10 protein-coding genes are annotated in these 10556 nt (G+C 73.2%); 8 read left to right on the top strand and 2 right to left on the bottom strand.

Going from position 1 to position 10556, the window contains the following annotated elements; all coding sequences use genetic code 11:
• Nucleotides 1-100: 100 nt before the first annotated feature.
• Both ASG04_RS13160 and ASG04_RS13155 read right to left on the bottom strand, forming a co-directional pair.
• Nucleotides 101-661, bottom strand: coding sequence for a GIY-YIG nuclease family protein (locus ASG04_RS13160; RefSeq protein ID WP_056125149.1), 561 nt, complete (start codon nt 659-661; stop codon nt 101-103).
• 60 nt (nt 662-721) lie between these two features.
• Nucleotides 722-1561 carry a siderophore-interacting protein gene (locus ASG04_RS13155; protein ID WP_056125143.1) on the bottom strand — a complete coding sequence of 280 codons (840 nt, stop codon included), beginning with the start codon at nt 1559-1561 and terminating at the stop codon, nt 722-724.
• Nucleotides 1562-1629: 68 nt separating this feature from the next.
• On the opposite strand from ASG04_RS13155, the gene ASG04_RS13150 reads away from it, so the two are divergent.
• The 8 genes from ASG04_RS13150 (at nt 1630) to ASG04_RS13115 (ending at nt 10513) form a co-directional block, all read left to right on the top strand.
• Nucleotides 1630-2289 carry a heme oxygenase (biliverdin-producing) gene (locus ASG04_RS13150; protein ID WP_056125139.1) on the top strand — a complete coding sequence of 220 codons (660 nt, stop codon included), beginning with the start codon at nt 1630-1632 and terminating at the stop codon, nt 2287-2289.
• 113 nt (nt 2290-2402) lie between these two features.
• Nucleotides 2403-5060 carry a phosphoenolpyruvate carboxylase gene (locus tag ASG04_RS13145; protein WP_056125136.1) on the top strand — a complete coding sequence of 886 codons (2658 nt, stop codon included), beginning with the start codon at nt 2403-2405 and terminating at the stop codon, nt 5058-5060.
• Between the two features lie 385 nt (nt 5061-5445).
• Complete coding sequence (locus ASG04_RS13140; RefSeq protein WP_235515539.1) at nt 5446-6651, top strand: multidrug effflux MFS transporter; 1206 nt, start codon at nt 5446-5448, stop codon at nt 6649-6651.
• 120 nt (nt 6652-6771) lie between these two features.
• Nucleotides 6772-7110, top strand: coding sequence for an STAS domain-containing protein (locus ASG04_RS13135; RefSeq protein ID WP_056125132.1), 339 nt, complete (start codon nt 6772-6774; stop codon nt 7108-7110).
• Nucleotides 7107-7523, top strand: coding sequence for an ATP-binding protein (locus tag ASG04_RS13130; protein ID WP_056125129.1), 417 nt, complete (start codon nt 7107-7109; stop codon nt 7521-7523). Before ASG04_RS13135 ends, ASG04_RS13130 begins: the two co-directional genes overlap by 4 nt.
• Nucleotides 7524-7662: 139 nt before the next feature.
• Nucleotides 7663-8622: a helix-turn-helix transcriptional regulator gene (locus ASG04_RS13125; RefSeq protein ID WP_056125126.1), complete on the top strand. Its 960-nt coding sequence runs from the start codon at nt 7663-7665 to the stop codon at nt 8620-8622.
• 38 nt (nt 8623-8660) lie between these two features.
• Complete coding sequence (locus ASG04_RS13120; RefSeq protein WP_056125123.1) at nt 8661-9206, top strand: RBBP9/YdeN family alpha/beta hydrolase; 546 nt, start codon at nt 8661-8663, stop codon at nt 9204-9206.
• A gap of 104 nt (nt 9207-9310) precedes the next feature.
• Nucleotides 9311-10513, top strand: coding sequence for a hypothetical protein (locus ASG04_RS13115; protein WP_056125121.1), 1203 nt, complete (start codon nt 9311-9313; stop codon nt 10511-10513).
• The last annotated feature ends 43 nt before the right edge of the window (nt 10514-10556 follow it).

The raw sequence follows: 10556 nt of genomic DNA, 5'->3' as shown, positions 1-10556 counted from the left end.
ACCTCGCACCGGGAGCGAACCTCGCACCGGGAGCGAACCTCGCACCGGGAGCGAACCTCGCACGGTGCGCCCCCCACGGGGCGAACCACCCACCGGCGTGTCAGCCGCGCAACGCCAGCGCCTCGCTGCACCACCGCGCGTGCAGCGCCCAGGGGTCCTCGACGCCCGCGCCCACCACGCGCACGTGGTCGAGCAGCTCCGCGGTGGCACGGAACCACTCGGTGCCGGGCCAGCGCGCGCCGGCGAACTGCTCGTGCCGGCGTCGCTCGAGCGTCCGGTCCCCGCGCTCGAACGCCAGCAGGTCCTGGTGGGGGATCCGGGCGAGTCGCTGGCGGGGGTTCGTCGTCGTGCCGATCTTCACCCGGTCGCCGACCGCGTCGCGCTGGCGCAGGTAGTAGACGACGTCGACCCGCGGAGGAGCGAGGTCGCTGTCCGGCACGTCGCCGTACGGCCACTCGCACACGGCGCAGACCGTTCCCGATGCGAACCGCACGCCCAGCCGGCATCCGCAGACGAGACACGGGCCGGGCAGCGCGTCCTCGACGCCGCGCGTGCCGTCGGCGAAGTCGCGGACCAGGACCACGTGCGCCTCGCACAGCGGGACCGGCGAGCCGGCGGCGGGCGCACCTGCGCAGCCGGGCACGCAGCAGGAGTCGACCATGCGCGGAACGCTAGCGGTCACGACCGACGTGCACCGGGCCTCCCGGCCGTCGCGGACGCGTCAGTCGAAGACGGCCCCCACCGGTTCGCGCTTCTCCTCCTGGAAGCGGTCCTCGGCGCGGCCGAGCGCCCAGTACGCCGACAGTGACATCTGCGCCTTCTCCACGCCCCACTCGTCCTGCAGCAGCCGACGGATCGCCTTCACGGCGGCGCGCTCACCGTGCGCGAACACCTGGACCGGCCGGGAGGCCCGCGGCAGCTCCCGGGTCGCGGCCAGCAGGAGCGTGCCCGGCTCGGCGCCGGTGGCGTCGCGGTGCAGCCACCGCAGGTCGACTCCCGACGGGTGCGGGACGTCCTGTTCGTCGTCGGGGCCCGCGACCTCGACGAGGGCGGTGCCGGTGGCGTCGGCGTGCATCGCCTCGAGCGCGGCGGAGATCGCGGGCAGGGCGCTGTCGTCGCCGAGCAGCAGGTGCTCGACCCCGGGGTCGGTTGTCGGCGCGTACCCGCCGCCCGGGCCGGACAGGGCGAGCAGGTCGCCGGGCTGCGCGGTGGCTGCCCACGGACCGGCGAGTCCGTCGTCGCCGTGCACGACGAAGTCGATCGCGATGGTCTGCGCCCCGTGGTCGACCGCACGCACGGTGTAGGTGCGCCGCGCCGGACGGTCCTCCTTCGGCAGCTGCTCGCGCAACGCGTCGAGGTCGTAGGGCGGCTGCAGTCCGAGCTCGCGCCGGGCGACGAGGAGCTTGACGTACTTGTCGGTCGTCGCGAGGCGCTCGGGGTCGGCCGCGCCGACGAACTCCGCGAACGCCGGGCCACCCAGGTGCACGCGGACCATGTGCGGCGAGACGCGTTCGGTGCGGTCGACGACGAACACGTGCTGGGTGCGGTTCTTCGGGCTCATGCTGGGGGAGCGTCCTCTCGTCGGCGATTCCTGGTGCGCGCTCGTCCTTGTGAGGTTAGCCTCACCTCATGGACGCATCCGTCACCCGGTTCTCGGAGCTGCTCCGCCTGCGCGCGTCGCGGACACCGGGGCCCACGGCCGGTGCCGACTTCATGGAAGCGCTGCGCGGGGGCCGGTGCGAGGTGGCGGACTACGCCGACCTGCTCGGGCAGTACGCGTTCGTCTACGACGCGCTCGAGCGCGCGGCTGAACGGATGGCCGACCACCCGGTGGTCAGCCCCTTCGTCACGGCCCACCTGACGCGGATGCCGGCGATCCGTGCGGACCTGGAGTACCTGGTCGGTCCGGACTGGTCCGAGCTGGTCTGCCCGACGCCGGCCACGACCGCGTACGTCCGTCGCCTGAACGAGGTCGCGTCCACATGGCCCGGCGGTTTCGTCGCGCACCACTACACGCGCTACCTCGGCGACCTGTCCGGGGGTCGCGCGATCGGCCTGACGCTCAGCCAGCAGTTCGGCTTCGACACGAACGGCGTGCTGTTCTGGATCTTCGACCAGCTCGCCGACCCGGCAGCGTTCGAGGACACCTACCGCGCCCAGCTCGACGCCGCCCCGTGGGACGCCGCCGAGCGCGAGCGGGTGATGGCCGAGGTCGAGCTGGCGTCCACGCTCGACGACGGACTGCTCGCCGAGCTCGACGCGCGGCGCACCGCTGCCGCCACGGCCTGAGGGTCCACACCGAGCGTGAGCCGACCGGCTGGACGGTCGTCGTCACGTGGGCGCGTCGGCCGATACGCTGCTGAGGTCCCGGCGCTGACGTCCCGGGCGACCGGGAGGACGAGATGACGGCGATCGACGGCTCGACACGCTTCGGCAGCGCACGTGACCACGTCAGCGGTGCGGTCGACAGCGACCTGCGCGCGGACGTCCGCTACCTCGGCAGCCTGCTCGGACGGGTGCTCCGCGAGAGCGGCGGCGACGACCTGCTCCAGGACGTCGAGTCGCTCCGTGCGGCGGTCATCACGGCGTACGAGGGTGACGACGCCGACGGTGCTGCGCGGGCCGAGGCCGTCGTCGCGGCGTTGTCGCCGGAGCGGGCAGAAGAGGTCGCCCGCGCCTTCACGACGTACTTCCACCTGGCGAACCTGGCCGAGGAGCACCACCGTGTGCGCGTCCTCCGTCAGCGTGGCGACGACGGCGGTGTCGCGGGCGACTCGTTCCCCGCCACCTACGCCGAACTCGTGGACCAAGTGGGGGCGGACGAGGCCGCCGCACGGCTCGAGGCCCTCCGCTTCCACCCCGTGCTGACCGCCCACCCGACCGAGGCCCGTCGCCGCGCGGTCACCACGGCCGTCCGCCGCATCACCGACCTCATCGACGAGCGGGACCGCGCGAAGAACGCCACCGCCCGCGCCGAGAACGAACGGCGGCTGCTCGAGGAGATCACGAACCTCCTGCGCACCTCGCCGCTCCGCACCACCCGGCCGACCCCGCTCGACGAGGTCCGGACGGCGATGAGCGTGTTCGACCAGACGCTGTTCGAGATCGTCCCGCAGGTCTACCGCCTGCTCGACGACCGGCTGCTCGGGGACGACGCGGGCAGCGGCCCGGTCCGGGCTCCGGCCTTCGTGCGCTTCGGCACGTGGATCGGCGGCGACCGGGACGGCAACCCGTTCGTCACCGCAGACATCACGCGCCAGGCCGCCGAGATCGCCGCCGAGCACATCCTGCTCGGGCTCGCCCGTGCCGCCACCCGCATCGGCAGCACCCTGACGCTCGACGCCAGCGAGACGCCCGCCGACGCCGGACTGACCGCGCTCGTGGCCGCCCAGGAAGCCCTCGACCCGGACATCGCCGAGCGCATCGGCATCCGCGCACCGAACGAGACCCACCGTCGCGCGCTGCTGTTCACGGCGGCCCGCATCGATGCGACCCGCCGCGGTGACACACCCCTGGCGTACGAGGCGCCCGAGGCGTTCCTGGCCGACCTGCGGACGATCCAGACGTCGCTCGTCGCGGCCGGCGCAGCACGCCCGGCCCACGGCGAACTGCAGAACCTCATCTGGCAGGTCGAGACGTTCGGGTTCCACCTGGCCGAGCTCGAGGTCCGCCAGCACTCCCAGGTGCACCGCACCGCCCTGGCCGAGATCCGCGCGGGTGGCACGCTGAGCGAGACCACGGAAGAGGTCCTCGCCGTGTTCCGCACGATCGCTGACCTGCAGCGTCGGTACGGCGTCCGTGCCGCGAACCGCTACATCGTCTCGTTCACCCAGTCGGCCGCCGACCTGGCGAACGTGCACGAGCTCGCCGTCGCCGCGCTGGGGTCCGAGCAGGACGCGCCCGTGCTCGACGTGATCCCGCTGTTCGAGACGTTCGCCGACCTGCACGCGAGCGTCGACATCCTCGACGAGGCCGTCCGCACCGAGGCGTTCCAGCGTCGCCTCGCCGCCACCGGCCGCAAGCTCGAGGTCATGCTCGGGTACTCCGACTCCTCGAAGGACGTCGGCCCGGTCTCGGCGAACCTCGCGCTCTACGACGCCCAGGCGCGCATCGCCCGCTGGGCCGTCGAGCACGACGTCGAACTGACCCTGTTCCACGGCCGCGGTGGCTCCCTCGGACGCGGGGGCGGCCCCGCGAACGAGGCCGTGCTCGCGCAGCCACCCGGGTCGATCGACGGTCGGCTCAAGCTCACCGAGCAGGGCGAGGTCATCTTCGCCCAGTACGGGGACCAGGACATCGCAGCGCGGCACCTCGAGCAGATGGCCTCGGCGACCCTGTTCGCGTCGTCCCCGTCGAACGAGTCCCGGACCCAGGCTGCCGCCGAGCGCTTCGCCGACCTGGCGCAACAGCTCGACGACGTCTCCCGCGCGGCCTTCTACGGACTGGTCAAGGCCGACGGGTTCGCGCCCTGGTTCGCGCGGGTCACGCCGATGGAGGAGATCGGGCTGCTGCCGCTCGGGTCCCGCCCCGCGCGCCGCGGACTGAGCGTCGAGTCACTCGAGGACCTCCGCGCCATCCCGTGGGTGTTCTCCTGGACCCAGGCGCGCATCAACCTCGCCGGCTGGTACGGCCTGGGGTCCGCACTCGAGGCCGTCGGCGACGTCGAGCTGCTCCGCACCGCGTACGCCGAGTGGCCGCTGTTCGGGGCGATGATCAAGAACGTCGCGATGTCCCTGGCGAAGACGGACGAGCACATCGCCCGTCGCTACCTCGACCTCGCCGACCGCGACGACCTGGCGAGCGCCGTCCTCGACGAGATGGTCCGTACCCGCGACTGGGTCCTCCGCATCTCGGGCGGCTCGGACGTGCTCGAGGACCGTCCGGTGCTCGCCCGTGCGGTGCGCCTGCGCAGCCCGTACGTCGACGCCCTGTCGCACCTGCAGCTCCGGGCGCTCCGTGCCATCCGCACGTCGGGCAGCACCGACCCGACGGACGCCGACCACCGGCTGCTCCTGCTCACGGTGAACGGGATCGCCGCCGGCCTGCAGAACACCGGCTGACCCGCCGCGTCGCCACGGGGTCGCCGCGGACCCGGGCGTGCCCCTCGAGGTTCCGGAACTGCGGCATCTCGAGCGCGAGGACGGACCGATCGCGCCACCTCGGCGAACGTGCGCGGCAGGTTGTGCGACCTGGCCGCGTCCGGACGGGAGGCCCGGTGCCAGCTGGTACCGGGCCTCCCGTCCGTCGTCTCCGCACGTCCCTCTCCCAGGTGATGCCGCTGTTGCGGAACCTCGCGTCGTCGGACCGGCCGCTCGCGCGACCTCGACGCACCGCAGGCGGCGAGTCGTGCGACCTCGCGCGGACGGGAGCGTGGTGCCCGACCCGCGGCACGCGGCCGCGACCCCCCCCTGTCGAATCGATTCGGCGCGGCGTAGCGTGGCGCGGGTGACGACGGAGCGCAGCCGGACCAGACCCCGCACCCAGACGACCCTGCCGCCGATCGTCCCCCTGGCGCTGATCGTGGGCGTGTCGCCCTTCGCGACCGACATGTACATCCCCGCGCTGCCGACCATCGCGCGGGACCTCGGCACCACACCGAGCGCCGTCCAGCTGTCGTTGACGGCGTTCCTGGTGGCGTTCGCGGTCGGTCAGCTGCTAGCCGGACCCGTCAGCGACGGGATCGGACGCCGGCCGATGCTCCTGGGCGGCACCGCGCTGTTCGCGGTCGCATCGCTCGGCTGTGCCGTCGCGCCGGACGTCGTGACGCTGGTCATCGGTCGTGTGGTCGAGGGACTCGCCGGCGCGGCGGCGGCGGTGGCCGGGCGGGCGATGGTCTCCGACGTGACGGAGGGACCGCGCATGGCGACGGTGTTCGGCACCCTCGCGGCGATCAACGCGATCGGGCCGGTCGTCGCGCCGCTGGTCGGGGGAGCGGTCCTGACGGTCGCGTCCTGGCGCGTGATGTTCGTCGTCCTCGCGGTGCTCGGGGCGGTGTTCTTCGTGCTCGTGCTGCCGTTCTTCCACGAGACGCTCCGGCCGGAGTCCCGCGGTGGCATCGGCCTGGCGGCGAACTGGCAGCGGATGCGGCAGCTCGTGCAGATCCCGCGGTTCCGGGCGTACCTGCTGACGTCCGTCCTGTCGACGATCGGGTTCTTCGCCTACATCGCCACGAGCTCGTTCGTGTTCCAGACGCAGTTCGGGTTCTCCGAGGGGCTCTACACGATCGTCTTCGCCACGAACGCCACGATGATGATCATCACGACGCTGGTGTTCCGGCGCGTGGTCGGACGGTTCTCCGAGGACGCGCTCCTGACCGCCGGGCTGCTCGTCGGGACGTTGGGCGCCGCCGGGGTGCTGACGTCGGCGCTGCTCGGCCTCGGCCCGGTCCCGGTGTGGTGCTCGCTCGCCGTGGTCACGGCGGCGTGGGGCTTCGTCCTCCCCGCGGCCATGACCCGGACCCAGCACATCGGCGCGGCGCACCCGGGCACGGCGGCCGCGCTGCAGGGCGGCTTGTCGTTCGGGCTCGGCGGCCTCGGCACGCCCCTCGCCGGACTGCTCGGTGGCACGGCGCTGGCGATGGGCACGGTGATGGTGACGCTGATGGCAGCGGCGGTCGTGGTCCAGACGATCGCGACGCGACGAGCGCGGTGAACGGGTGCGGCCGTACCCCCTGGCCACGACGCGACGCGCGGGGAAGTGTCGAACGCCTGTCGGACGGCGACCGATAGTGTCGGGTGCGCAGCCCCTACCGATGCAAGGAGAACACCCCGTATGGACATCGTCGTACACGAGGCGCAGACGGACGCTGCCGTGCTGGAGTGCAAGGGCCGCCTGAACATGGTGTCGGCGCCGGCGTTCCGCGAAGCCGTCGCCAAGGTCGTCGGGGACGGCCGCAACCGGGTGGTCGTCGAGCTGTCGGGCGTCGAGTTCATGGACTCGTCCGGCCTCGGTGCGTTGGTCGGCTGCCTCAAGACCGCGCGCCAGGCCGGTGGGGACCTCCGCATCGCGGCGCCGTCGGACCAGGTCAGCATGGTCCTCAAGCTCTCCAACATCGACAAGATCCTGCGGACGTACCAGGACGGGGACGCCGCGGTGTCGACCTGGGCATGACCGGCACCGCCGTGGCCGACCACCGTCTGGAGTTCGCGTCGCCGCCCGACGACGTCACGTGCGTGCACGACTTCCTCGCTGCGGTCTGGGGCGCGGAACCGTCGGTCGGCATCGAGGACCGCATGGCCTTCGAACTCGCCGTCGTCGAGCTCGCCTCGAACGTCGTCGAGCACGCCGGGGGCGGCGAGCGGGTCGCCTGCTCACTGTCGCTCGCGGTGAGCGGCGGCGAACTCGAGGCGGAACTCACCGACGATGGCCTGCCCGCGTCCGTCGACCCCGCCGGTGCCGCGCTGCCGGATGCCTCGGCCGAGAGCGGCCGGGGACTGGCGCTGGTCGGCATGGTCGTCGACGAACTCCGCTACGAGCGTGCCGGCGACCGGAACCACTGGACCGTCCGTCGCGGTCGGGTCTGACCCACCAGAACGAGCAGTCGTCAACACTCCGGGGACCCCGGGCAGGCGGACGATCCGGTAAGCGCACACCGGCGGCCGGAACCCGCGAGAGCCGACGGGGGATTGCGGACCCCCCGGGGGCGCGTGTCACGATGCGCCGGTGACCATCGACCACGACCCGCGGATGACCTTCGAGACGTCCGGCGATGACCTCGACGACGCGCAGCGCATGTACGAGGCGGCCTACGAGGGATCCGGGTTCAGCACCCACACGACCGACCGGATGTTCCAGTACCGGTTCCGCGTGGTCGGTGACGAGACGATGTCGTTCCGGTCCAGCCGGTTCGACGCCAGCGTCCGCGGCGAGGTCGAGCTGCGCGACGAGTACGCGGTCATGTGGCTCGCCGACGGGGGCGGTCGCGTCGACATCGGTCGCGACGAGGTGTCCTTCGGACCCGGCATCCCGATGATGTTCCCCACGGGACGGCCCTTCGAGTTCGAGCTGGCGGACGTCCGCCAGAGCCTGGTGCAGTTCGAGCGCACCTACCTCGAGGGCATGGCGGCGGAGATGCACGGCGTCCAACCGGGTCCGCTCGTCTTCGACCACGCCGCCACCCCGGCACCCGATGCGCTGCGGTCGTGGAACCGGCAGGTGCAGGAGGCTGCCTCCGTCGTGCTGGCGAAGGCCGCGGTGTCGCCGCTCGTCCTCGCCGAGACGTCACGGACGACCGCCATGGCCCTGCTGCGGACCTTCCGCCATCGCCTGCTGGCGCCCGACGTGGCGCTGCCCCAGGGAGCGACGGGCCGCGTCCGCGAAGCCGTCGAGTACATGCACGCCTTCGCGCACACGCCGGTCACGACCACGGACGTCGCCGAGCACGTCGGGCTCAGCGTGCGCGGGCTGCAGCAGGCGTTCCAGCGGCAGGTCGGCATCGCGCCCAACTCGATGCTGCGCGGCATCCGACTCGACCGGATCCGCGAGGAACTGCGACACGGGACCCCGCGTGAGCTCACCGTGGCGTCGGTCGCGGTGAAGTGGGGCTTCGCCCACCTGGGGCGGTTCTCGGCGGCCTACGCCACCCGGTTCGGCGAGTACCCGCGGGACACGCTGCAGGGCTGAGGCCCCCGCCGAGGCCGCGCGCCCTCTACGCTCGAGGGGTGAGCCGACCTCGACCCTGGGTGATCGTGCCCGGCATCTGGAACTCCGACCCCGAGCACTGGCAGTCACGGTGGCAGGCCGAGCGCCACGAGACCGCGGTCCGCATCGCGCCGACGTCGTGGTCCGGTCCTGATCCGGACGACTGGGCGCGTGCGATCGACCGCGCGGTCGCGGCCACCGAGGGACCGCCCGTGCTCGTCGCGCACAGCCTGGGCGTGATCGCGGCGTGGCGGTGGCTCGTGGACCACGACGACGGTCGGGTCGCCGGGGCGTTCCTGGTCGCCCCACCCGACCCCGCGGCGCCCGGCTTCCCCGCGGCAGCGGCCGGCTTCACGCTCCCCGAGCGATCCGTCGCGACGCCCACGCTGCTCGTCGTGAGCGACGACGACCCGTACTGCTCGACCGAGCGGGCGACGGCGATGGGGGACGCGCTCGGTGCCGACGTCCGTCGGATCGGGGAGCACGGTCACGTGAACGTCGCCAGCGGTGTGGGCGACTGGCCGGTGGGCCGAGGGCTCCTCGAGGACTTCACCGCAGGGCTCTGATCTCGGGTCCGACACGCCGTTCACCTTCGGCGTGACATGCCGCCGGATGCGCGACACACCGCGGATGTCCCAGCCTGGCGTCCCCCGGTGTCCATACTTCGAGCATGAAGACCCAGTCCGGTGCACGAACGCCGCTCGTCGACCCGTTCGGTCGTGAGCTCGAGGAGTGGCTCCGCGACGCTCCCGCCACCCGTGCGCCGTACCTGTCGGACCTGGTCGTCCCGCCGGTCACCGGCCCGGTGCAGCGACCGGACACGGCCCAGGCCGAGCTGGTCGACCCGACCCAGGACGAGCTGGTCGACCCGAGCGACACCGCACACGACGCGTCGTCCGAGGTCGCGCCGTCCGAGGTCGAGCTGGACCACCCGGTCGACAGCGCGCAGGACCAGTCGTCCGACGCCGCGTCGGCCGCGACCTCCGATCTGGCCTTCCGCCGCCCCCGCGACCGCGGTCGGCACGCGTCCACCTGTGGTCCTTCCTTCCCCGAACCCCCGGAGCGCATCGCCCTGCGCATCGAGGAGCTCGCCGTCGAGGTCTCCGCACAGAGCGGCCGGCCCACGCTCGAGCGCATCGTGGTGCTCGAGGACGAGGTCCGCCGCCGCGACGAGGACCTCGCACGCCTGACCGCGTGGGAGGCCGGCGTCGCCCACCTGACCGACCCCGAGGTCGACGCCGCGCGCGCCTACGCCCGCTCGGTGTTCGCCGACCTGCTCGCTGACGCTGCCGACGAGGCCGACCGCCGCGACCGGGTCGCCTCCCGACGCGCCGACGCGAGCCGCGCCGCCGCCGCGACGGGGACCGTGGCCCTGCAGCGTCCCGCGCCCGCACCGGAGTTCGCTGCCACGCCGGTCCCCGTGGCGCCCACGTCCCCCGATGCGCCGGTCCTCGTCCTGCCGGCCGTCGCCGCGCCGGTCTCCGTGCTGGGTGCACCGGCGTTGGACGATGCGTCCGCCGACCGAGACGAGCCCGCTCGGCTCGTCCCGAGCACGCAGACCGTCACACCGGTGTCCGCGAACACGCGCCCCACACCGCTCATCCAGCCCGCGACCGGGCCGACCGTGATCGACCGCGACGCCTTCGCCGCCGTCCTCCGCTCGCACCGCGCCGAGACGGCCGAGACCCCGGTCGTGTTCCCCGTTGCGCTCACCGCGGACGGCGAACAGGCCGCAGCCGGCGAGCCCGCAGCGGACTCCGCGGCGGCCGACGACGTCGCAGCGGAGCGTGCCGAAGCCGTGCAGGACGCCGACCGCCCCGGCTGGTGGGCACGCGCGGTCGCCGCGGTCCTGCGCCTGCTCGGCCGTCGGTGACCACCGCGCACTGGTCCCCGTCGGCGCCTCGGTAGACTGTCGG

The sequence above is a fragment of the Curtobacterium sp. Leaf183 genome (assembly GCF_001424385.1).
GTDB lineage: Bacteria > Actinomycetota > Actinomycetes > Actinomycetales > Microbacteriaceae > Curtobacterium.
Note: the sequence above shows the minus strand (reverse complement) of the source record. Positions and strands in the feature narration are given on the sequence as shown.

Bases quoted from the DNA above. Each gene is read 5' to 3' on its own strand.
- ASG04_RS13115 (WP_056125121.1), top strand. From the start codon at position 9,311: ATGAAGACCCAGTCCGGTGCACGAACGCCGCTCGTCGACCCGTTCGGT.
- ASG04_RS13150 (WP_056125139.1), top strand. From the start codon at position 1,630: ATGGACGCATCCGTCACCCGGTTCTCGGAGCTGCTCCGCCTGCGCGCG.
- ASG04_RS13155 (WP_056125143.1), bottom strand. From the start codon at position 1,561: ATGAGCCCGAAGAACCGCACCCAGCACGTGTTCGTCGTCGACCGCACC.
- ASG04_RS13160 (WP_056125149.1), bottom strand. From the start codon at position 661: ATGGTCGACTCCTGCTGCGTGCCCGGCTGCGCAGGTGCGCCCGCCGCC.
- ASG04_RS13130 (WP_056125129.1), top strand. From the start codon at position 7,107: ATGACCGGCACCGCCGTGGCCGACCACCGTCTGGAGTTCGCGTCGCCG.
- ASG04_RS13145 (WP_056125136.1), top strand. From the start codon at position 2,403: ATGACGGCGATCGACGGCTCGACACGCTTCGGCAGCGCACGTGACCAC.
- ASG04_RS13135 (WP_056125132.1), top strand. From the start codon at position 6,772: ATGGACATCGTCGTACACGAGGCGCAGACGGACGCTGCCGTGCTGGAG.